Annotated in this window: 21 protein-coding genes; 12 read left to right on the top strand and 9 right to left on the bottom strand. The window is 57.5% G+C overall.

Annotated features, from left to right (window positions below):
• Positions 1-5: 5 nt before the first annotated feature.
• The 7 genes from nei to IM300_RS09250 form a co-directional block, all read right to left on the bottom strand.
• Entirely contained in the window at positions 6-797 is a 792-nt protein-coding gene (gene nei, locus IM300_RS09280) for an endonuclease VIII (RefSeq protein WP_112792597.1), read from the bottom strand.
• Between the two features lie 18 nt (positions 798-815).
• Positions 816-1,556: a 5-oxoprolinase subunit PxpA gene (gene pxpA / locus IM300_RS09275; RefSeq protein ID WP_193036249.1), complete on the bottom strand. Its 741-nt coding sequence runs from the start codon at positions 1,554-1,556 to the stop codon at positions 816-818.
• Positions 1,543-2,475, bottom strand: a complete 933-nt coding sequence (gene pxpC / locus IM300_RS09270) for a 5-oxoprolinase subunit PxpC (protein ID WP_112792599.1) — start codon at positions 2,473-2,475, stop codon at positions 1,543-1,545. Before pxpC ends, pxpA begins: the two co-directional genes overlap by 14 nt.
• The gene (gene pxpB, locus IM300_RS09265) at positions 2,469-3,125 is read right to left on the bottom strand and encodes a 5-oxoprolinase subunit PxpB (protein WP_102750583.1); all 657 of its coding nucleotides are present in this window, start codon (positions 3,123-3,125) and stop codon (positions 2,469-2,471) included. The genes pxpC and pxpB overlap by 7 nt, the downstream gene beginning before the upstream one ends.
• A gap of 14 nt (positions 3,126-3,139) precedes the next feature.
• Complete coding sequence (locus tag IM300_RS09260) at positions 3,140-3,883, bottom strand: type 2 GTP cyclohydrolase I (RefSeq protein WP_064910841.1); 744 nt, start codon at positions 3,881-3,883, stop codon at positions 3,140-3,142.
• Positions 3,884-3,893: 10 nt separating this feature from the next.
• A complete protein-coding gene (gene phrB, locus IM300_RS09255; protein WP_193036247.1) occupies positions 3,894-5,306 on the bottom strand; it encodes a deoxyribodipyrimidine photo-lyase in 1,413 nt (470 codons plus the stop codon).
• Between the two features lie 392 nt (positions 5,307-5,698).
• The gene (locus IM300_RS09250) at positions 5,699-5,905 is read right to left on the bottom strand and encodes a YbfA family protein (RefSeq protein ID WP_014069366.1); all 207 of its coding nucleotides are present in this window, start codon (positions 5,903-5,905) and stop codon (positions 5,699-5,701) included.
• 307 nt (positions 5,906-6,212) lie between these two features.
• Between IM300_RS09250 and kdpF the strand changes: the two genes are divergently transcribed.
• The 9 genes from kdpF to potE all read left to right on the top strand — a co-directional run bounded on the left by kdpF (position 6,213) and on the right by potE (position 18,143).
• Positions 6,213-6,302 carry a K(+)-transporting ATPase subunit F gene (kdpF, locus tag IM300_RS22800; protein ID WP_080473261.1) on the top strand — a complete coding sequence of 30 codons (90 nt, stop codon included), beginning with the start codon at positions 6,213-6,215 and terminating at the stop codon, positions 6,300-6,302.
• Positions 6,302-7,981, top strand: a complete 1,680-nt coding sequence (kdpA, locus tag IM300_RS09240; protein ID WP_193036245.1) for a potassium-transporting ATPase subunit KdpA — start codon at positions 6,302-6,304, stop codon at positions 7,979-7,981. The genes kdpF and kdpA overlap by 1 nt, the downstream gene beginning before the upstream one ends.
• 18 nt (positions 7,982-7,999) lie before the next feature.
• Positions 8,000-10,048, top strand: a complete 2,049-nt coding sequence (kdpB, locus tag IM300_RS09235; RefSeq protein ID WP_131636184.1) for a potassium-transporting ATPase subunit KdpB — start codon at positions 8,000-8,002, stop codon at positions 10,046-10,048.
• Positions 10,049-10,059: 11 nt separating this feature from the next.
• A complete protein-coding gene (kdpC, locus tag IM300_RS09230; protein ID WP_064910823.1) occupies positions 10,060-10,635 on the top strand; it encodes a potassium-transporting ATPase subunit KdpC in 576 nt (191 codons plus the stop codon).
• The gene (gene kdpD, locus IM300_RS09225) at positions 10,636-13,323 is read left to right on the top strand and encodes a two-component system sensor histidine kinase KdpD (RefSeq protein WP_193036243.1); all 2,688 of its coding nucleotides are present in this window, start codon (positions 10,636-10,638) and stop codon (positions 13,321-13,323) included. It abuts the gene before it with no gap.
• A complete protein-coding gene (gene kdpE, locus IM300_RS09220) occupies positions 13,320-13,997 on the top strand; it encodes a two-component system response regulator KdpE (RefSeq protein WP_193036241.1) in 678 nt (225 codons plus the stop codon). The genes kdpD and kdpE overlap by 4 nt, the downstream gene beginning before the upstream one ends.
• A gap of 278 nt (positions 13,998-14,275) precedes the next feature.
• A complete protein-coding gene (gene speFL / locus IM300_RS09215) occupies positions 14,276-14,380 on the top strand; it encodes a leader peptide SpeFL (RefSeq protein WP_003858645.1) in 105 nt (34 codons plus the stop codon).
• Between the two features lie 254 nt (positions 14,381-14,634).
• Positions 14,635-16,833: an ornithine decarboxylase SpeF gene (gene speF / locus IM300_RS09210; protein WP_193036239.1), complete on the top strand. Its 2,199-nt coding sequence runs from the start codon at positions 14,635-14,637 to the stop codon at positions 16,831-16,833.
• Positions 16,830-18,143: a putrescine-ornithine antiporter gene (gene potE / locus IM300_RS09205; protein WP_193036237.1), complete on the top strand. Its 1,314-nt coding sequence runs from the start codon at positions 16,830-16,832 to the stop codon at positions 18,141-18,143. Before speF ends, potE begins: the two co-directional genes overlap by 4 nt.
• 89 nt (positions 18,144-18,232) lie before the next feature.
• On the opposite strand, the gene pgm is transcribed toward potE, so the two are convergent.
• Complete coding sequence (gene pgm / locus IM300_RS09200) at positions 18,233-19,873, bottom strand: phosphoglucomutase (alpha-D-glucose-1,6-bisphosphate-dependent) (RefSeq protein WP_063449358.1); 1,641 nt, start codon at positions 19,871-19,873, stop codon at positions 18,233-18,235.
• A 24-nt stretch (positions 19,874-19,897) separates the two neighbouring features.
• Positions 19,898-20,443 carry a replication initiation negative regulator SeqA gene (gene seqA, locus IM300_RS09195; protein WP_063449359.1) on the bottom strand — a complete coding sequence of 182 codons (546 nt, stop codon included), beginning with the start codon at positions 20,441-20,443 and terminating at the stop codon, positions 19,898-19,900.
• Positions 20,444-20,626: 183 nt separating this feature from the next.
• Between seqA and ybfF the strand changes: the two genes are divergently transcribed.
• From ybfF to fldA, 3 genes are all read left to right on the top strand, one after another.
• Positions 20,627-21,400, top strand: a complete 774-nt coding sequence (gene ybfF / locus IM300_RS09190) for an esterase (RefSeq protein ID WP_193036235.1) — start codon at positions 20,627-20,629, stop codon at positions 21,398-21,400.
• Between the two features lie 128 nt (positions 21,401-21,528).
• The gene (ybfE, locus tag IM300_RS09185) at positions 21,529-21,816 is read left to right on the top strand and encodes a LexA regulated protein (protein ID WP_063866095.1); all 288 of its coding nucleotides are present in this window, start codon (positions 21,529-21,531) and stop codon (positions 21,814-21,816) included.
• Positions 21,817-21,971: 155 nt separating this feature from the next.
• A complete protein-coding gene (fldA, locus tag IM300_RS09180) occupies positions 21,972-22,502 on the top strand; it encodes a flavodoxin FldA (protein ID WP_003858653.1) in 531 nt (176 codons plus the stop codon).
• Positions 22,503-22,755: the final 253 nt, after the last annotated feature.

The raw sequence follows: 22,755 nt of genomic DNA, 5'->3' as shown, positions 1-22,755 counted from the left end.
CTTTTTTACATCTGGCACCGGGGACACCAGTAAAACGGTCTGGAAGAGATCGTAGCCTTCTCAATCACTCCGCCGCACCGCTCGCACTTTTTCCCCGCCCGATGGAACACCTTAAAGCGGAACAGCGCCCCGTGATGCTTGTTTTCATCTACGATGCCGCGCGTATTGTACGACAGCCGCGGAATGTCCAGCAGCGCGTGCGACAGCGCCTCCAGCTTTTCATCGCTCAGCTGCGACGCCTTGCGCTGCGGCGCCAGCCCCACTTCCCAGAGGATCTCCACCCGCAGGTAGTTTCCCAGCCCGGCAAGAAACGCCTGATCGAGCAACAGCCCGGAAAACTGGCGGTTGCGGAACTGGGGAGACAATAGCCGGGCTTTAACATCGCTCGCCGTCAGGCGCATGTCCAGCACGTCCGGCCCGACGCGCTGTAAGAACGGATGCGTCAGCAGCTGCTCCGGCGTTAACATTTCGATATCAGAGGCGCTGTAGAGCAGGATCGCCTTATCCGCCGTTTGTAACCGGACGCGCAGCACGCGCGTCGTTTGCGGCTGCTCGTCCGCCTCCACCACGCGCCAGACGCCGTAAAGCTGATTATGGCTATATAACGTCAGGTTATGGGAAAAGTGCGTGAGCAACGCTTTGCCGCGCGTTTCAATGTGGGTCACCGTCTGTCCCACCAGCGCTGTTTCAAACGGTTTTAGTTGAGGAAAGGCAAACCAGACATCGGTCAGAGGTTTACCCTTTATCGCCGCCTCCAGGCTATCCGCCGCGCGGCGGATCTCCGGACCTTCAGGCATGTTATTGTCCTTTTATCATCAATCTGCGCTGACGAGAATGCCCTCTTCAGAGAACGCCGCCCGCAGGCGTCTCGCAAACTGGAGCGCATGCTCCCCGTCGCCGTGTAAACACACCGTATCGGCCTGAACATTTGCGGATGTTCCATCCACGGCGGTCACCCGCCCAGCGCGCACCATCTCCAGCGTCTGCGCCAGCGCTTTATTTTCGTCGGTAATCAGCGCACCGGCCTGCGTGCGCGGCACCAGGCTGCCGTCCGGCATGTATCCCCGATCGGCAAAGACTTCCTGCCGCGTCGACAGCCCCAGCCGCTCTCCGGCACGAATAAGCTCGCTACCCGCCAGGCCAACCAGAATCAGCTGAGGATTGCAGTCCCGCACCGCGCGGGCAATCGCCTCCGCCAGCGCCGGATCTTTCGCTGCCTGGTTATAGAGCATGCCGTGCGGCTTGACGTGACGCAGCACGCCATGCTCAGCGCGCACTATCGCCTCCAGCGCGCCGATCTGGTAGAGCACCTGAGCGTAGACCGTCTCCGGCGGGAGATCCATCGCCGTACGGCCAAAGTTCTCCCGGTCGGGAAAGCTGGGGTGAGCGCCAATCGCCACGCCGTTTTTCATAGCATTGCGTACGCTTTCCAGCATAGTCTGCGCATCGCCGGCATGAAAACCGCAGGCGATGTTGACCGAGGAGACCAGCGTCATCAGCGCCGCATCGGCGCTGCTGCCCTCCCCCAGATCGGCGTTTAAATCAATCTTTACCATCAAGCCTCCACGCCAGCTGTTCGAGATAGCGCTGCCGATCCTGCCGGGCCTTCAGCGCCTCCTCCAGCGTACATTGCACAAAATGAATCGGCTGACCGAGAGGGATTTGCGCCAGATGGTAGCGATCCGCTTCGATAATGCAGGCAATACGCGGATAGCCGCCGGTAGTTTGCGCGTCGTTCATCAGAACGATGGGCTGCCCGTTGCCCGGCACCTGAATCACCCCCGGCAGCAGCCCGTGGGACAGTAGCTCCCGGTCAGTCGTGCGGGTCAGCGGCTGCCCCTGAAGCCGGTAACCCATACGGTTACTCTGCGGGCTGATCTTCCACGGCGAGCGCCAGAAAGACTCTTTTGAGGCTTCATCAAACTCCTGATATTCCGGTCCCGGCAAGGCGCGGATCACGTTCCCCCACAGCAACTGCTTGACGCCCTGCGTGGTGGTGAAATGGCGCGCTGAGGGCTTAATCGCCAGACGATCGCCGTCGCGCAGTAGCCGTCCTTCATGGCCGCCCATTCCCGCTTTCTGGTCAGTGCTGGATGAGCCCAACACCTCCGGCACGTCGATGCCCCCCGCCACGGCAAGATAGCTGCGCACGCCGTGCAGAGGACGCTTAAGCGTCAGACGCTGCCCGGCTTTCGCCCGCAATCGCCAGCCGGTCCACACCGCTTTGCCGTCCAGCGTCGCGTCACAGCCCGCGCCGGTTAAGGCAAACCAGGTTTCCTCACCAAACTCAATAACGCACTGACCCAGCGTAATTTCTAACGCCGCCGTGCTGCCTGGGTTGCCTACCAGCAGGTTGGCAATCTCCAGCGAAGGACGATCGAGCGCGCCGCAGTAGCTCACGCCGGACTGACGCAGGCCAAAACGGCCGGCATCCTGTACCGAGGTGTAAAGCCCTGCACGGATAAGCGTTAACATACTCCCTCCTTCTGCGGGATAAAGCGCAGGGTATCCCCCGGACGCAGGAGTATTGGCGCATCATGGCCGGGTTCAAATAACGGCGTGGACGTGTGCCCGATAAGCTGCCAGCCGCCCGGCGAAGCGAGCGGGTAAATTCCCGTTTGTTCGCCACCAATCGCCACGCTGCCCGCCGGTACGCTCAGGCGCGGCTCAGCCCGGCGCGGGGTGTGTAGCTGGGGCGATAACCCGCCAAGATAGGGGAAGCCCGGCTGGAAACCTAAAAACCAGACAACATAGTCGACTGAGCTGTGCAGCTCGACGACCTGCTTTTCCGTTAATCCACAGTGTTCCGCCACCACGCCAAGGTCAGGGCCACCTTTGCCGCCATAGACAACCGGGATCTCAATCGCCCGCGATTCCGGCTCCAGCGCCTCGCTCTCCTCCCACCAGCGTTGCAGACGCTCTATGGCATCCAGCGCCCCGGTGTGCGGATCGCGTAGCACCACGGTGATATTATTCATACCCGGAATAGCTTCAACCACGCCGGGTAGCTCGGGCAGCCGCTGAGCCAGGCGCCAGATACGCTTTTGCGTGGCAAGCGTCACCGGAGGCTCAAGCTCCAGAACTACCGCGGTTTCACCCAGAAGATAACAACGCGCTCGCTGCACTTAACTACCTCTCATCAGGCCGGATTAGGGATATCAATAAACGTCACATCCAGATCGGTATTTTCCGTCAGCCACTCGCTGAGGGCGCGGATGCCGCCGCGCTCGGTGGCATGATGGCCTGCCGCGTAAAAGTGCAGGCCTTGTTCACGCGCGGAATGAATGGTCTGCTCGGAAACTTCGCCGGTAATAAACGCATCGACACCGAAGCGTGCCGCACTGTCAATAAAGCCCTGACCGCCGCCGGTGCACCATGCCACGCGCTTCACGGTATCCGGCCCGGTGTCGCCGCACCACAGCGGACGACGTCCCAGGCGCGCTTCGATCCACGAGGCCAGCTCCAGCCCCGGTACCGGCATCGACAGCTCGCCCCACGGCACCAGGGGTTCAATTTCCCCCATCACGGTAATCCCCAACAGCTGCGCAAGCTGGACGTTATTACCCAGTTCAGGATGCGCGTCGAGCGGCAGGTGGTACCCGTACAGGTTGATGTCATTCGCCAGCAGCGTTTTGAGGCGGTTGCGCTTCATGCCGCGAATAATCGGCGATTCGTTTTTCCAGAAGTAACCGTGATGGACGATCACCGCATCGGCTTCCTGACGCACCGCCTCATCCAGCAGCGCCTGGCTTGCCGTCACGCCGGTGATGATTTTTTGCACCGTGTCGCGTCCCTCAACCTGCAAGCCATTCGGGCCGTAGTCGCTAAACGAGGCGGTGTTAAGTTTTTCGTTAATCAGGCGTTCCAGTTCACTGTTTTTCATCATCACTCTCTCAAGCTTTTCGGGCGGCTTCGTACGCCGCCAGCGTGGCGACGCGCGCCTGTTTATGGTCGACAATCGGACGGGGATAGTTCAGGGTAACGCGCTGTTTATCCGCCCATGTCCAGGGTTCATGAATGGCTTTGGCGGGGACATCCTTAAGCTCAGGTAGCCAGCGACGGATAAACTCGCCGTCAGCATCAAATCGTTGTCCCTGCGTGGTCGGATTGAAGATCCGAAAATAGGGAGCCGCATCCGTTCCGGTGGAGGCCGCCCACTGCCAGCCGCCGTTATTCGCCGCCAGATCGCCATCGATCAGCTGAGACATAAAATAACGCTCTCCGGTTCGCCAGTCGATAAGCAGATCCTTCACCAGGAAGCTGGCGGTAATCATTCGCAGACGGTTATGCATCCATCCGGTTTCGTTGAGCTGCCGCATAGCCGCATCAACAATCGGGAAGCCGGTGAGTCCACGCTGCCATGCCTTAAGCAGCTTATCATCCAACTGCCACTGTACCTGTTCGGTCCAACGAATGAAGGGGCGATGTTTACATAAATAAGGATGATACGTCATCAGGTGACGGTAAAACTCACGCCAAATCAGTTCGTTCAGCCACACAGCACCAGCGCCCCCGTCAAGCGCCTGAGGCTGTTCCGCCAGCAGCCGATGCAAACACTGGCGCGGAGAGAGCACGCCCAGCGCTAAACAGGCCGACAGGCGGCTGGTGCCTTCAATCGCTGGAAAATCCCGACGCGCCTCGTATTGTGCCGCCCCCTGCTTGCAGAACTGACGCAACTGGGCAATAGCCGCTTTCTCGCTGGCAGGAAATAACGCTTCATCGAACGACTGCTGAGGATAATTCACTGTGATTTCAGTCAGATCCGTTATCGTATCCCCTCTCACGGCTGGCGCGGGAACGCACTCGGGTAGCCCCTCTTTCAGGCGCTTGATAAACGCATTTTTAAACGGCGTGAAAACTTTATACATCTCGTGATTGCCGGTCATCACGCTGCCCGGCGCGAGCATCACGCTGTCATCAAAGCCTTCACAAACCACGCCCGTAAGGGTTTTCTCCAGCTGACGGTCGCGCTGCTGCTCGTTAAATTCGTACTGGTAGTTGTAAAAAAGACGCGTTACCGCGTGCTGCTTACAGATTGCCTGCACCGTCTGAAGCTGTGCGGCAAAATCGTTCACCTCTTCATAGATAAGCGGGATGCCTTTTTCGGCCAGTGAATGTTGCAGGTCATTCAGATACGCGCTGAGCAAAGACGCTTGCCGGGGCGCCATATCATGCTGCTGCCACTGCTCTGGCGTGGCGATAAACAGGGCCAGCACATTCGCGTCTTTGGCGCGGCAGGCCGCCGCGAGAGCGATGTTGTCGTGAATGCGTAAATCCGCGCGAAACCAAACCAGATGGGTGGGCATAAAACTCCTGGCAATTGTCCATTATGTCCGTAAGGGCATGCCGTAAAAGGAAAAAGGCATGCATTGAACTACTTTGCCATGAAGTGTAGACGGGATGAAATAAAAAAGGCCGCCCGAGGCGGCCTTACAGACTGCTAACAAAGTGCTTGTTGTGCGTTTCGCCCGGCGGCGCTACGCTTGCACGGGCCTACAGTGAAACATGCAATGCATTGATATCTTTGCACTGTGTAGGCCGGGTAAGCGCAGCGTCACCCGGCAAGTGGGAGGGCTAAATAGATGCCTGTAACCTCTGACGAGGGCCTGAAGCCCCCAACGGACCGCGAATCCCGAGGGACAAAAAAACCGCCACATTGTCGTTGGCGGTTTTTTTATGGCTACGATGTCGCGTCGTATCAGTAGAAATCGCAGGTTGCTTTCTCGGCCTGATCCATCCACACCGGCTTTTCGCTGGTTTTCGCCCAGACGCGGTGCAGGTAACTGTAAAAACGCGCGCGATCTTTCCAGAACAGCATCACCGGCAGGGCCAGCACGCCAGCCACTACGGCGAAAGTGCGACGCATGAACACGATATGAGCCGGATACTCTTTATAAAGATCCATATTTTCTCCCCTATAGTTGGCCGGAAACGTCATCCGGAAAATTCAAAATTTGTGAGCTGGATAAAATAATATCGCTTTGCGTGTAATTTTACTACTCATCCGACCACTTATTTTCATCCATTTAGTGAATATTTACACTCACGCCGTAATTAAGTTACAAAAAAGTTAACGATTTACTTATCAATAGTTAAATTGTGGGCTTTCCATTTTTATACTTTTTTTACACCCCTCCCCCCGATTTTTGCGAAATCTTTGCGCCGTAAATCCTACCGTTAGCACCATTACAAATGTCACCCGGAGGTGGAGTGTGAGTGCAGGTCTGATTGCCGGCATCGTGCTGGTGTTCCTGTTAATGGCTTATCTGATTTATGCCCTGATTAATGCGGAGGCATTCTGATGGCTGCTCAGGCGTTTTTGCTTATTGCCAGCTTTTTACTGGTGCTGTTTGTGCTCTCCAGGCCGCTGGGAACCGCGCTGGCGCGGCTGATCGGCAATGCGCCATTGCCGGGCACGAGAACGATTGAAAATGTGCTCTGGCGCGTTTCAGGTATAAACGACCGGGAAATGAACTGGCGTCAGTATCTGATGGCGATACTGCTGCTGAATATCATGGGGCTTATTGCCCTTTTTGCGATGCTCATGCTCCAGGGGAGCCTGCCGTTGAACCCGCAACGGCTACCGGGTTTATCCTGGCACCTGGCGCTGAACACGGCGGTCAGCTTTGTGACCAACACTAACTGGCAGTCTTACGCCGGTGAAACGACGCTCAGCTACTTCAGCCAGATGGCCGGGTTAACCGTGCAAAACTTTCTGTCTGCGGCCAGCGGTATCGCGGTGATCTTCGCCCTGACGCGCGCGTTTGCCCGCCAGAATGTCAGCACGCTCGGCAACGCCTGGGTTGATGTCACGCGCATTACCCTTTGGATCCTGGTTCCTGTTGCGCTGCTTATTGCCCTGTTCTTTATTCAGCAAGGCACCCTGCAAAACCTGCTGCCTTATACCCCTTACACTTCGCTTGAAGGAACCGGGGGACTTCTGCCGATGGGGCCGGTGGCATCGCAGGAAGCGATCAAGATGCTGGGCACCAACGGCGGTGGCTTCTTCAACGCCAACTCATCACATCCGTTTGAAAACCCAACGGCATTGACCAATTTTGTGCAGATGCTGGCGATCTTCCTGATCCCCACCGCGCTCTGTTTCGCCTTTGGTGATGTGGTTAACGATCGCCGCCAGGGCCGCACGCTGCTGTGGGCAATGACGCTCATCTTCGTGGTCTGCGTAGCCCTGGTGATGTGGGCCGAATGGAACGGCAACAGCCACTTCATGCCGCTGGGGGCCAACAGCAATATCAACCTGGAAGGCAAAGAGAGCCGCTTCGGCGTTCTTGCCAGCAGCCTTTATGCGGTGGTCACCACGGCGGCCTCCTGCGGGGCGGTGAACGCCATGCACGACTCTTTCACCGCGCTCGGCGGCATGATTCCGATGTGGCTGATGCAGATTGGCGAAGTGGTCTTCGGTGGGGTCGGCTCGGGGCTGTACGGCATGCTGCTGTTCGTTCTGCTGGCAGTGTTTATCGCCGGGCTGATGATTGGCCGCACGCCGGAGTATCTCGGTAAAAAAATCGACGTTCGCGAGATGAAGTTAACCGCGCTGGCGATCCTGGTCACCCCCGCCCTTGTGCTGCTCGGCACCGCCCTGGCGCTGATGACCGAGGCAGGCCGCAGCGGCATCTTTAACCCGGGCATCCACGGCTTTAGCGAAGTGCTGTATGCCGTGTCGTCCGCCGCCAACAACAACGGCAGCGCCTTTGCCGGGCTAAGCGCTAACTCGCCGTTCTGGAACTGTCTGCTGGCGTTCTGCATGTTCGTTGGTCGTTTCGGCGTGATTATTCCCGTCATGGCAATCGCTGGAGCACTGGTGAATAAGAAAATCCAGCCGACCACCGCCGGTACGTTACCGACCCACGGCGCGCTGTTCGTCGGCCTGCTGATTGGCACCGTCCTGCTGGTGGGCGCCCTGACCTTTATCCCCGCCCTCGCGTTAGGCCCGGTTGCGGAAACTCTCTCTTTACGCTGATTTTGCGGAGAATTTGTCATGAGTCGTAAACAACTGGCCCTGCTCGAACCGTCCTTAGTTCGTCAGGCCCTTATGGATGCGGTAAAAAAACTGAGCCCGCGCGTGCAGTGGCACAACCCGGTGATGTTTATCGTCTGGATGGGGAGCTTACTCACCACCGCGCTGGCGATTGCCATGGGAACGGGCCACCTGGCAGGCAATGCAGCCTTTACGGGCGCCATCAGCCTGTGGCTGTGGTTTACCGTGCTGTTCGCCAACTTCGCCGAAGCGCTGGCAGAAGGCCGCAGTAAAGCGCAGGCCAACAGCCTGAAAGGGGTAAAAAAGACCGCTTTCGCGCGCAAATTACGTGAACCGAAATATGGCGCGGAGATGGATCACGTTCCGGCGGATGAACTGCGTAAAGGTGACGTGGTGCTGGTGGAAGCCGGCGACATCATCCCCTGCGACGGGGAGGTCATTGAAGGCGGTGCATCGGTGGACGAAAGCGCCATCACCGGGGAATCCGCCCCGGTGATCCGCGAGTCCGGCGGCGACTTCGCCTCCGTAACGGGCGGGACCCGCATTCTTTCCGACTGGCTGGTGATCCAGTGCAGCGTTAACCCGGGCGAAACTTTCCTCGACCGGATGATCGCTATGGTCGAAGGCGCACAGCGTCGTAAAACGCCGAACGAAATTGCCCTGACCATTCTGCTGGTGGCGCTTACCCTCGTCTTCCTGCTGGCAACGGCGACCCTGTGGCCGTTCTCCGCCTACGGCGGTACGGCGGTCAGCGTTACCGTGCTGGTGGCCCTGCTGGTGTGCCTTATCCCCACGACGATCGGCGGCCTGCTTTCCGCAATTGGCGTGGCGGGGATGAGCCGCATGCTGGGCGCGAACGTTATCGCCACCAGCGGACGCGCCGTGGAAGCGGCGGGCGACGTAGACGTGCTGCTGCTGGATAAAACCGGAACCATCACCCTGGGGAATCGTCAGGCATCTGAATTTTTACCCGCCCCCGGCGTGGATGAAAAAACGCTGGCGGATGCGGCGCAACTCTCCTCTCTGGCCGATGAAACGCCGGAAGGCCGCAGCATCGTGATCCTGGCCAAGCAGCGCTTCAACCTGCGCCAGCGCGACGTGCAGAGCCTGCACGCCACCTTCGTACCGTTTACCGCGCAAACCAGGATGAGTGGGATCAACATTCAGGACCGGATGATCCGTAAAGGGTCCGTTGACGCCATTCGTCGTCATATTGAGGCAAACAATGGCCACTTCCCGCCTGAGGTGGACAAGCTGGTTGAAAACGTGGCGCGTCAGGGGGCGACACCTCTGGTGGTGGCGGAAGGAGCAAGCGTGCTGGGCGTGATAGCCCTGAAGGATATCGTTAAAGGCGGTATCAAGGAGCGTTTCGCCCAGATGCGCAAGATGGGCATCAAAACGGTGATGATCACCGGGGATAACCGCCTCACCGCGGCCGCCATTGCTGCCGAAGCGGGCGTGGATGATTTTCTCTCCGAAGCGACGCCGGAAGCCAAGCTGGCACTCATTCGCCAGTATCAGGCGGAAGGCCGTCTGGTGGCGATGACCGGCGACGGCACTAACGACGCCCCGGCGCTGGCGCAGGCCGACGTGGCGGTGGCGATGAACTCCGGTACGCAGGCAGCAAAAGAGGCGGGCAACATGGTCGACCTCGATTCGAACCCGACCAAGCTGATCGAAGTGGTGCACATCGGCAAACAGATGCTGATGACGCGCGGCTCGCTGACCACATTCAGTATCGCCAACGACGTGGCGAAGTATTTCGCCATTATCCCGGCAGCGTTTGCGGCGACCTATCCGCAGCTGAACGCCCTGAACGTGATGCACCTGCACTCCCCGGCGTCGGCCATCATGAGCGCGGTGATTTTCAACGCCCTGATCATTGTCTTCCTCATCCCGCTGGCGCTGAAAGGGGTGAGCTATAAGCCGCTGACCGCCGCCGCCATGCTGCGCCGCAACCTGTGGATTTACGGCCTGGGTGGGCTGGTGGTGCCCTTTATCGGGATCAAGGTTATCGACGTGCTGTTAACGCTGTTTGGGCTGGTTTAAAGGTGAATCAAATGACGATGTTACGTCCCGCTATACTGTTGTTTATTCTGCTGTCTCTGATTACCGGCGGGCTTTACCCGCTGGTGACCACGGCGCTCGGCCAGTGGTGGTTTAAGGACCAGGCCAACGGCTCGCTGATTATCCAGAACGGTGAAAACCGGGGCTCGCGCCTGATTGGGCAGAACTTCACGGGCGCAGGCTACTTCCAGGGACGCCCTTCCGCCACTGCGGAAAGCCCGTATAATCCAATGGCGTCCGGCGGCAGCAATCTGGCAGGCAGCAATCCCGCGCTGGATAAAGCCATCGCTGAACGCGTTGCCGCCCTGCGCGCCGCCAATCCGCAGGCCAGCCGTGAGGTGCCGGTTGAACTGGTCACCGCGTCGGCCAGCGGGCTGGACTACAGCCTGACGCCGGACGCGGCGGCATGGCAAATTCCGCGCGTGGCCGCCGCCCGCCAGCTGCCCATCGAACAGGTGAGCAAGCTGGTCGCAGAGCACACGCAAAAGCCGCTGGTCAGCTTCATCGGCATGCCGGTAGTGAACATTGTTGAGCTGAATCTGGCGCTGGACGCGCTAAGGAAAAACTAAATGACCGACGAGCCCATGCGCCCGGATCCGGACAGGCTGCTTGAACAGACGGCGGAAGCCCATCGCGGCAAGCTAAAAATTTTTTTCGGTGCCTGTGCGGGCGTCGGGAAAACCTTCGCCATGCTGACGGAAGCCCAGCGGCTGCGGGCGCAGGGGCTTGATATTCTCATCGGCGTGGTGGAAACCCACGGTCGCAAAGAGACGGCGGCGCTGCTGACGGGGCTGGCGACGCAGCCGCCCCAGCGCATTAACCATCGCGGGCGGCTGGTCACGGAGTTCGATCTGGATGCCGCCCTCGCCCGCCGACCTGCGCTCATTCTGATGGACGAACTGGCGCACAGCAACGCGCCGGGCTCGCGTCATCCGAAGCGCTGGCAGGATGTTGAGGAGCTGCTTGAAGCCGGCATCGACGTCTTCACCACGGTGAATGTTCAGCATCTGGAAAGCCTGAACGACGTGGTGAGCGGCGTCACCGGCATTCAGGTGCGGGAGACCGTCCCCGATCCGTTTTTTGATTCTGCCGATGAGGTTGTTCTGGTTGACCTGCCGCCGGACGATCTGCGCCAGCGCCTGCACGAAGGCAAGGTGTATATTGCCGGCCAGGCCGAACGCGCCATCGAACATTTCTTCCGCAAGGGAAACCTGATTGCCCTGCGCGAGCTGGCCCTGCGCCGCACTGCCGATCGCGTTGATGATCAGATGCGCGCCTGGCGAGACCTTCAGGGGCGAGAGCGCGTCTGGCACACGCGGGACGCCATTCTGTTATGCATTGGCCACGGCAGCGGCAATGAAAAGCTGGTCCGCACCGCCGCCCGGCTTGCGGCGAAGTTTGGCAGCGTGTGGCACGCGGTATACGTCGAAACGCCGCAGCTTCACGCCCTGCCGGAGAATCAGCGCCGCGCCATTCTGAGCGCGCTGCGGCTGGCTCAGGAGCTGGGCGCGGAAACCGCAACCCTTTCCGATCCGCAGGAAGATAAAGCCATTCTGCGCTACGCGCGTGAGCACAACCTGGGCAAGATTGTCATTGGGCGTCGCCAGCATCGCCGCTGGTTTAGCCGGGAATCTTTCGCCGACAGGCTGGCCCGCCGCGCGCCGGATCTCGATTTAGTCATCGTCGCGCTGGATGACAGGCCCGCTCCCCTGCCCAACCGCGCGCCGGACGCCCGCGCCTTTGGCGATAAATGGCGCATGCAGATCCGCGGCTGCCTGGTGGCCGTGGTGCTCTGCGCCCTGATTACGGTGATTGCCAGCCAGTGGCTGATCGCCTTCGACGCCGCCAATCTGGTCATGATTTATCTGCTGGGCGTCGTCGTGGTCGCCCTCTTTTACGGCCGCTGGCCGTCGGTGCTGGCAACGGTGATCAACGTCGTCAGCTTCGATCTGTTCTTTATTGCGCCACGCGGGACGCTTGCCGTCTCGGACGTGCAGTACATTCTGACTTTTGCCGTGATGCTTACCGTCGGGCTGGTGATCGGGAACCTGACGGCGGGCGTGCGCTACCAGGCGCGCATTGCCCGCTACCGCGAGCAGCGCACGCGACATCTTTACGAAATGTCAAAATCGCTGGCGGTCGGCCGCACGCAGCAGGATATCGTCCAGACCAGCGAGCAGTTTATCCGCTCAACGTTTCATGCCAGCAACCTGATTTTACTCCCCGACGAGCACGGACATCTTCGCCCGCTTACCTCGCCTTCGGGCATGACACCGTGGGATGAAGCGATTGCCCGCTGGAGCTTCGACAAAGGGTTACCCGCCGGTGCCGGAACCGACACCCTGCCCGGCGTGCCTTACCAGATCCTGCCGCTGCGCAGCGCGGATAAAAACCACGGGCTGGTCATCGTGGAGCCGTCTAACCAACGCCAGCTGATGATCCCCGAGCAGCAGCGCCTGCTGGAAACCTTCACCCTGCTGGTCGCCAGCGCCCTTGAGCGGCTGGCGCTTACCGCCAGCGAAGAGCAGGCGCGGCTGGCAAACGAGCGTGAAAGCATCCGCAACTCGCTGCTGGCGGCGCTTTCCCACGATCTGCGCACCCCGCTCACCGTGCTGTTTGGTCAGTCCGAAATTCTCACGCTGGATCTGGCGGCGGAAGGGTCGAAGCACGCGGTACAGGCCAGCGAAATTCGCCAGCACGTGCTGAATACCACGCGCCTGGTGAATAACCTGCTGGACATGGCGCGCATTCAGTCCGGCGGTTTTAACCTAAAAAAAGAGTGGCTTACGCTTGAAGAGGTTGTCGGCAGCGCGCTGAAGATGCTGGAGCCGGGTCTGGGTGGACGCCATATTGCGCTGAACATGCCGGAACCCCTGACGCTCATACATGTTGATGGCCCGCTGTTTGAGCGCGTCCTGATTAATCTTCTGGAAAACGCGGCTAAATACGCCGGAGCAAAAGCGCAGATTGGGATCGCCGCCGGGGTAGATACACAGACGCTGCGGCTTGAGATCTGGGATACCGGGCCGGGTATTCCGGCGGGTCAGGAGCGCGCCATTTTCGAAAAATTTGCGCGCGGCAATAAGGAATCCGCCATTCCGGGCGTTGGGCTGGGGCTCGCGATCTGCCAGGCGATTGTCGACGTGCATGGCGGCACCATTTCAGCCGAGAACCGCCCGGAAGGTGGCGCACGCTTTTGTGTTACACTTCCTCTTGAAACTCCACCAGAACTTGATGATTTACCAGAGGATATGTGATTAACGTTCTGATTGTTGAAGATGAGCTCGCTATCAGCCGATTTCTGCGTACCGCGCTGGAAGGCGACGGTTTGCGCGTTCATGAAGCCGGTACGCTTCAACGGGGGTTAATCGAAGCCGCGACCCGCAAGCCGGACCTGGTGATTCTGGATCTGGGGCTCCCGGATGGCGACGGCATTGATTTTATTCGCGAAGTGCGTCAGTGGAGCCAGATGCCGATTCTGGTCCTTTCAGCCCGCATCGAAGAGGCGGATAAAATCGCCGCGCTGGATGCCGGAGCGGATGATTATCTGATCAAACCGTTTGGCATTGGCGAGCTACAGGCCCGGCTTCGTGTGGCGCTGCGTCGTCACAGTGCCACAACCCCATCTGATCCGGTGTACGCCTTTGGCGATATCCGCGTCGATCTTGCTGCCCGCCGCATTGTGCGGGGAGAAGAAGAGGTTCACCTCACGCCCATCGAATTTCGTCTGCTGGCCGTGCTGCTCAACAACCATGGAAAAGTGCTAACGCAGCGACAGCTCTTAAGTCAGGTCTGGGGGCCAAATGCTGTTGAGCATAGTCACTATTTACGCATTTATATGGGACACCTTCGCCAGAAACTTGAAGCCGATCCCGCGCGTCCGCGTCATTTATTAACAGAAACCGGTATTGGCTATCGGTTTATGATCTGAATAAGTATTCAAATCGGCCTTAAATAAAGAAAGCCATCCCCCTGAATATGCCATGAAAATAATGCAGAGGTTATTTTCATGGCTATATTCGTCCTTCCCAAACACAATTCAAACACCAATTTAACATCAAACCAACAAAACAGCATTTTGATCTGCATTATTCATCAAAAACGACTAATTATTTCTGAAATGATCGGTTAATGGTGATCTGTTTCACAGTTAATCCCTTTTTCCTGGATAAAATGACCGTGCTTTCAATTACTGAAAGGAAACTGAACATGGAAAACAATAATCGTTTAATGCCCCATATAAGGCGGACAACACATATCATGATGTTTGCCCACCGTAACTGTTTTGACTTTCATCTCTTCAACGCCCGGTAGTCCTTCGACTTCTGGCGCATCTGCTTACAGGTCTTCCTGAAACTTGCTATTTTACAGGCGCTTGCCTGTGAACACCTGCGCTTACTTTCTGCAATTCAGATTCTCCGCAACCGGGCGGACTGAATTCTACTCAGCAAAAAGCAATTAACTGATTTCGTATCAGCGGCCACGCTTTGCTTTTTTTTCCGGAAATAATCGATTTCTTTATTGCAAGAAGTCGAGGGCCCCATATTGCCTGAAATAAAGAGAAAAAGATGAAAACGTTAAAAATTGCCGTCAGCCGTGCCTGTCCTGAATGCTTTACCACGTCGCGTGAAATTGTGGATATCAGCGCATCGGACTATATTGATGTGGCAGCCGTGGTGCTGGCCGTCAGCGATATTTTCACCGGCGCCATAGAAGAAATAGACGCCACAGGATTTGGTATTCCGGTGTTTATTGCCACCCATAAAGAAGAAAGGGTTCCGGCTGAATATTTGTCCCGTATTCACGGCGTTTTTGAGTACTCTGACACCAGCAATGAATTCTACGGACGCCAGCTTGAGGCGGCGGCGCAGAAGTACGAAACCCAGCTTCGCCCGCCGTTCTTCCGCGCGCTGGTCGATTACGTCCAGCAGGGTAACAGCGCGTTTGACTGCCCGGGGCACCAGGGAGGCCAGTTCTTCCGTCGCCATCCGGCGGGGAATCAGTTTGTCGATTTCTTTGGCGAAACGCTATTCCGCGCCGATCTGTGCAACGCCGATGTGGCAATGGGCGATCTGCTGATCCACGAGGGCGCGCCCTGCATCGCCCAGCAGCATGCGGCAAAGGTCTTTAATGCCGATAAAACCTACTTCGTGCTGAACGGCACCTCCTCATCCAACAAGGTGGTGCTCAATGCGCTGCTCACCCCGGGCGATCTGGTGCTGTTCGATCGCAATAACCATAAATCTAATCACCACGGCGCGCTGTTACAGGCAGGAGCGACGCCGGTTTATCTCGAAACGGCGCGCAACCCGTACGGGTTTATCGGCGGTATTGACGCGCACTGTTTTGAAGAGAGCTACCTGCGGGAGCTGGTGTCAGAGGTCGCGCCTGGCCGCGCGCGGGATGAACGTCCGTTCCGCCTGGCGGTGATCCAGCTGGGCACCTACGACGGCACCATCTATAACGCCCGTCAGGTGGTGGATAAGATTGGTCACCTCTGTGACTACATTCTGTTTGACTCCGCCTGGGTCGGTTACGAGCAGTTTATCCCGATGATGGCTGACTGCTCGCCGCTGCTGCTGGAGCTGAACGAAAACGATCCGGGCATTCTGGTTACCCAGTCGGTGCATAAGCAGCAGGCGGGTTTCTCGCAAACCTCGCAAATCCATAAGAAGGACAGCCATATCAAAGGCCAGCCGCGCTATGTCCCGCATAAGCGACTCAACAACGCCTTCATGATGCACGCCTCCACCAGCCCGTTTTATCCGCTGTTTGCCGCCCTGGATATCAACGCCCGCATGCACGAGGGGCAAAGTGGGCGCAACATGTGGATGGACTGCGTGGTGACGGGTATCGACGCGCGGAAACTGATCCTTCAGAACTGTCAGTTTATTCGCCCGTTCGTGCCGGAGACGGTGGACGGCCGTCCGTGGGAAAGCTGGGATACGGCGGAAATCGCCACCGATCTGCGCTTCTTCCATTTCGTCCCGGGCGAACGCTGGCACGCATTCGAGGGATATGCCGAGCATCAGTATTTTATCGATCCGTGCAAGCTGCTGCTGACCACGCCGGGCATCAACGCCCGTACCGGTGAGTACGAAGATTTCGGCGTGCCCGCCACCATCCTTGCCAACTTCCTGCGTGAAAATGGCATCGTGCCGGAAAAATGCGACCTCAACTCCATACTCTTCCTGCTCACCCCGGCGGAGGACATGGGCAAATTGCAGCAGCTCGTCGCCCAGCTGGTGCGCTTCGAAAAACTGCTCCAGAGCGATGTGCCGCTAAAAGAGGTTCTGCCCTCTCTTTGTAAGCAACATCCGGATCGTTACGCGGATTACACCCTCCGCCAGATTTGTCAGGAGATGCATGACCTTTATGCCCGCCACAATGTGAAACAACTGCAAAAAGAGATGTTCCGTAAGTCTCACTTCCCGCGCGTCATGATGAACCCGCAGGAGGCGAACTACGCGTACCTGCGCGGTGAGGTCGAACTGGTCTCCCTGCGCGATGCACAAGGCCGTATCGCCGCCGAAGGTGCGCTGCCTTACCCACCGGGGGTGCTGTGCGTGGTGCCGGGTGAAGTCTGGGGCGGTTCCGTGCTGCGCTACTTTGCCGCACTGGAAGACGGAATCAACCTGCTGCCGGGCTTTGCGCCGGAGTTACAGGGGGTTTACATCGAGGAGCGTGATGGGCGCAAAGAGGTGCGCTGCTACGTCATCAAACAACCTGCCGCTCAGCCAGCGCTGCTGAAAGGAGAAAAATTATGAGTAAAGCCAACAAGATGGGCGTAGTGCAACTCACTATTCTCACCATGGTGAACATGATGGGTTCCGGGATCATCATGCTGCCTACCAAGCTCGCCGAAGTGGGGACCATTTCGATTATCTCCTGGCTCGTGACCGCCGTGGGCTCGATGGCGCTGGCGTGGGCGTTTGCCAAGTGCGGAATGTTCAGCCGCAAGTCAGGCGGGATGGGGGGCTATGCCGAATATGCGTTCGGTAAGTCCGGTAACTTTATGGCGAACTACACCTACGGCGTGTCGCTGCTGATCGCTAACGTGGCGATAGCCATTTCCGCTGTCGGTTACGGCACGGAGCTGTTTGGCGCGACGCTGACCCCGGTGCAGATTGGGCTGGCAACCATCGGCGTGCTGTGGATCTGTACCGTCGCCAACTTTGGCGGCGCGCGCATCACCGGACAACTCAGCAGCATCACCGTCTGGGGCGTGATCATCCCGGTGGTCGGTCTGTGCATCATCGGCTGGTTCTGGTTCAGCCCGACGCTGTACGCCAACTCCTGGAACCCGCACCACGTGCCGTTCTTCACCGCAGTGGGCTCGTCCATCGCCATGACGCTGTGGGCTTTCCTCGGCCTAGAATCGGCCTGTGCGAATGCTGAAGTGGTGGAAAACCCGGAGAAGAACGTACCCATCGCGGTTCTCGGCGGAACGCTGGGCGCGGCGGTGATCTACATCATTTCGACCAACGTGATTGCGGGGATTGTGCCCAACATCGATCTGGCTAACTCCACGGCACCGTTCGGGCTGGCGTTTGCGCAGATGTTTACGCCGGAGGTGGGGAAAGTCATTATGGGGCTGATGGTGATGTCCTGCTGCGGCTCGCTGCTGGGCTGGCAGTTCACCATCGCTCAGGTGTTTAAATCTTCAGCTGACGAAGGGTATTTCCCGAAAATCTTCTCCCGCGTCACCAAAGCGGATGCGCCGGTACAGGGCATGCTGGCGATTGTGATTTTCCAGAGCGGTTTGTCGCTCATGACCATCAGCCCGTCACTGAACAGCCAGTTTAACGTGCTGGTCAACCTGGCGGTGGTGACGAACATCATTCCGTACATCCTGTCGATGGCGGCGCTGGTGATTATTCAGAAGGTGGCGAAGGTGGATCCGCGCAAAGCCCGGGCGGCCAATATCGTGGCGCTGATTGGCGCGATCTATAGCTTCTACGCGCTCTACTCGTCCGGCCAGGAAGCAATGCTGTATGGCGCGATGGTGACCTTTATGGGCTGGACGCTGTACGGTCTGGTCTCACCACGGTTTGAACTGAAGAACAAGCATAGTTAAAAAAAGCCCGGTGGCGCTAGCGCTTACCGGGCCTACGATCGCTGTTGTAGGCCGGGCAAACGCAGTGCCGCCCGGCACACAAACCGCACTTACGCGTTTTTCAGCACTTCGCTGACAATCTCTACCGCTTCTTTCTCAATCTGCTGACGGTGCTCAGCGCCGAGGAAGCTTTCGCAATAGATTTTGTACGCATCTTCCGTACCGGATGGACGCGCCGCGAACCAGCCGTTTTCGGTCATCACCTTCAGGCCGCCGATGGCCGCGCCGTTGCCCGGTGCCGCCGTCAGACGCGCGGTGATCGGGTCACCTGCCAGCGTGCTGGCGCTGACCATTTCCGGAGACAGTTTTGACAGGGCTGCTTTTTGCGCAGACGTGGCGCCCGCCTGAATACGGTTATAGCTTGGCGCGCCAAAACGTTCCGCCAGCTCGTTGTAATGTTCCTGCGGGTTCTTACCGGTAACTGCGGTGATTTCCGCCGCCAGCAGGCACATGATGATGCCGTCTTTATCGGTTGACCATGGGGTACCGTCAAAGCGCAGGAAGGACGCACCCGCGCTCTCTTCACCGCCAAAGCCAAAGCTGCCGTCGTGCAGGCCGTCAACAAACCACTTGAAGCCCACCGGCACTTCCACCAGCTTACGGCCCAGTGCGTCGACCACGCGGTCAATCATGGCGGAAGAGACCAGCGTTTTACCAACCGCGACCTCTTTGCCCCACTGCGGACGGTGCTGGAACAGGTAGTTGATGGCAACGGCCAGGTAGTGGTTCGGGTTCATCAGCCCTGCCGGGGTAACGATACCGTGACGGTCGTAGTCCGGGTCGTTGGCAAACGCCAGGTCGAACTTGTCACGCAGCGCCAGCAGGCCAGCCATTGCGCATTCTGAGGAGCAGTCCATACGGATCGCGCCGTCTTTATCCAGGTGCATAAAGCGGAACGTCTGATCGACATGATCGTTCACGATGGTCAGATCCAGCTTGTAATGCTCGGCAATGCGTTTCCAGTATTCGATACCGGAACCACCCAGCGGATCCACGCCCAGCTTCAGGCCAGCTTTCTGGATCGCGGCCATATCGACGATATCCGCCAGCCCTTCCACAAACGGCTGCACCAGATCCTGCTCTTTCACATGACCGGAGGCCATGGCTTCATCCAGCGAGATACGCTTCACGCCGTTCAGGCCATTTGCCAGCAATGCGTTGGCGCGATCTTCCACCACTTTCGTGACGTTGGTATCTGCCGGGCCACCGTTAGGTGGGTTGTACTTAATGCCGCCATCTTCCGGTGGGTTGTGGGACGGGGTGATCACAATGCCGTCAGCCTGCGCGCCCCCTTTTTTGTTGTGTACCAGAATAGCGTTAGACACCGCAGGCGTTGGCGTGAAACCGTTGTTCTCCTGAACAATCACGTCTACGCCGTTTGCCGCCAGCACTTCCAGCACGGAGATAAAAGCAGGTTCAGACAGGGCGTGAGTATCTTTCCCAACATAGCACGGACCGGTGACGCCATTTTTCGCGCGCTCTTCCGCGATGGCCTGAGCAATGGCCAGAATGTGCGGTTCGTTAAAGCTGTGGCGCGCCGCGCTGCCGCGGTGGCCAGATGTACCAAACTTCACTGCGTGTTCTGCGTTGCCCACGACCGGCTTCAGCACGTAGTACTGCGCGGTCAGTTGAGCGACGTTAATCAAATCGCGTTGTTGTGCAGGTTGTCCTGCACGGCTGTGATTTGCCATTGCCTGGTCCTTCTGATGCAAGGGTTAAATTGTACCGCAAACCTTTTCGATCAATTCCGCCGGGAACTGCATGGATTGCATGATATGTTCGATCATGCTGCACTTGCGGCCCGTATTGGTATTCGTGATCACCCAGTATGGCGTACCGGGAACATGTTTGGGCTTGGTTTGATTGCCATTTTGCAGCAGCGTCTGCTCGTCACCTGCGAAGTAAACGCGGGTGCGGCCGTGCAGCGACTCTGTCGCTTCAGCAAAGGCATTGTGATCCAGTGAGTAAAGTGTAGACAGCACCAGCATAAAGCGGTTAACCGCCTTTTTCTGCTCGGCATATTCGTCGGACAGCAGCAGTTCACGCATCGCGCGCACTTTGTCTTTTGCCGGCATGACGGCAGGTTTTACCTGTGCAACAACGCTCGGCTGAGACACGACATCTTTAGTGACGGGAGTGGGCTGTGAGGCGGCGGAAATTTTAAGCATGCGCCGTAAAATGTCGGACGCGCTCTCCCCAATATGCCGCGTCTGGCTGGCAATATACTGATAGAGTTCGTCATCAACTTCGATTGTTTTCATCTTAATCCAGTGCGATATCTTATCTGAATACAAGTCGTTGAGATTATAGGTTCAAATCCCAACAGCGGATAGCGTCAAACCAGGTTGGCGGCAAAAGTCAGATTAAACTGGATCCTTGCCCCCGGGCGGCAGAATGGTCAACATGATACCCTAACCTGACAAACCTAAAAAAAGAACTTTGCCATGAAATTGAATACCCGAGCGCAAACTGCACAATCGCCGAACAATAATTCTCCCATCGTACTGGTTCACGGCCTGTTTGGTAGCCTGGATAACCTGGGCGTGCTGGCGCGCGATTTAGTGACCGATCATGAGATCCTTCAGGTTGACATGCGAAATCACGGTCTTTCCGGGCGCTCGGAAATGATGACCTACGCGGCCATGGCGCAGGATCTGCTGGACACCCTCGACGCGAATAATATTCAGAAAGCGACGCTCATCGGGCATTCAATGGGCGGTAAAGCGGTGATGGCGCTCACCGCGCTGGCCCCCGAGCGGATTTCCGGGCTGGTGGTCATTGACGTTGCGCCCGTCAATTACGACGTTCGCCGTCACGATGAGATTTTCGCTGCCATCAACGCCGTGACGGCGTCAGGCGTCTCCACACGCCAGCAGGCGGCTGCCGTTATGCGTGAGCAGCTCGATGAAGAAGGCGTGGTGCAGTTTCTGCTGAAATCATTTGTCGACGGACAATGGCGCTTTAACATTCCGGTCCTGTGGGATCAGTATTCGCATATTGTGGGCTGGGAAACCGTCCCCGCCTGGCCGCACCCTACCCTCTTCATTCGTGGCGGCAACTCTCCTTACGTTACTGATGCGTACCGTGACGCGCTGCTGGCGCAATTCCCGCAGGCACGCGCTCACGTCATTGCCGGTGCCGGGCACTGGGTACATGCAGAAAAACCTGACGCCGTCCTGCGCGCCATTCGCCGCTATCTCACTGATACCGCGAATTGATTAAAAAGCCAGCGACCGGAAGACGACGGGCTTCCAGTCGTTGGCGTGTGGATTAGGGTGATGTATGATGGCGCGCTTATCGCCCGGGCATTAGCAGGGCGGCGTGTATCCCCCGAAGTCTCAGAATCATGGCCAAAGAACAAACGGACCGTACGACACTAGATCTGTTCGCGAATGAGCGTCGACCGGGACGACCGAAAACGAATCCGCTTTCGCGCGATGAACAGCTGCGTATCAATAAACGCAACCAGCTTAAACGCGATAAAAATCGTGGGCTTAAGCGTGTCGAACTGAAGCTGAATGCCGATGCCGTCGATGCGCTTAACGCGTTAGCTGACGCGCGCAACATCAGCCGCAGCGAACTGATCGAAGAGATGCTGATCGCCCAGCTTGAGACGTTACGCGGCAAGGCTTGAGTCAGAAAATCCTCAATATTACCTTTTTCATGTAGCACAGAGTGCAGTCCTGCGTGATAGCTGTTTCCGCAGGGTTGTCTGTTCTGCTATTATTGCCCTTATCCGTGGACAATTTGCGCCACCATACCATTAAGTTTCAAGAGGTTATTTTACTCATGGCAATCATCGGCATTTTCTTTGGCAGTGATACCGGCAATACTGAAAATATCGCAAAAAACATTCAAAAACAGCTCGGTAAAGACGTTGCTGATGTGCATGACATCGCCAAGAGCAGCAAAGAAGATCTCGAGGGCTATGACATCCTGCTGCTGGGCATCCCGACCTGGTACTACGGTGAAGCCCAGTGTGACTGGGACGATTTCTTCCCGACGCTGGAAGAAGTTGACTTCAACGGCAAGCTGGTTGCCCTGTTCGGCTGCGGCGATCAGGAAGATTATGCGGAGTATTTCTGTGATGCGCTGGGCACCATTCGCGACATCATTGAGCCACGCGGCGCGGCGATCGTCGGTCACTGGCCAACGGCGGGTTACCACTTCGAGGCTTCTAAAGGTCTGGCAGATGACGATCACTTCGTTGGCCTGGCCATTGACGAAGACCGCCAGCCAGAGCTGACCGCTGAGCGCGTAGAGAAATGGGTTAAGCAGGTTCGCGAAGAGCTGAACCTGGACGATATCCTTAACGCCTGATATCCCTGCGGCGCAGCTCCGGTTGCGCCCGTTTTCTAGGTAAAACCGATTAAATTAATTGCTACAAACTTTTAACTTTTTCGCTCAGACCTGTACAATATCCCCCTGGTAAAAAGTGGGTGCCATCGAACAAGTTTGTTGGTGATACCACGTTTTTATAAGCATACTTTGCTTGAGACTTGCAGTTTTCATTTAGGCATGGCAGTTCTATAATGAGACGCATTATCCCAAGTGCATTTTCTGTCACTTCTTC

The sequence above is a fragment of the Enterobacter cloacae complex sp. I2 genome (assembly GCF_014896205.1).
GTDB lineage: Bacteria > Pseudomonadota > Gammaproteobacteria > Enterobacterales > Enterobacteriaceae > Enterobacter > Enterobacter quasihormaechei.
Note: the sequence above shows the minus strand (reverse complement) of the source record. Positions and strands in the feature narration are given on the sequence as shown.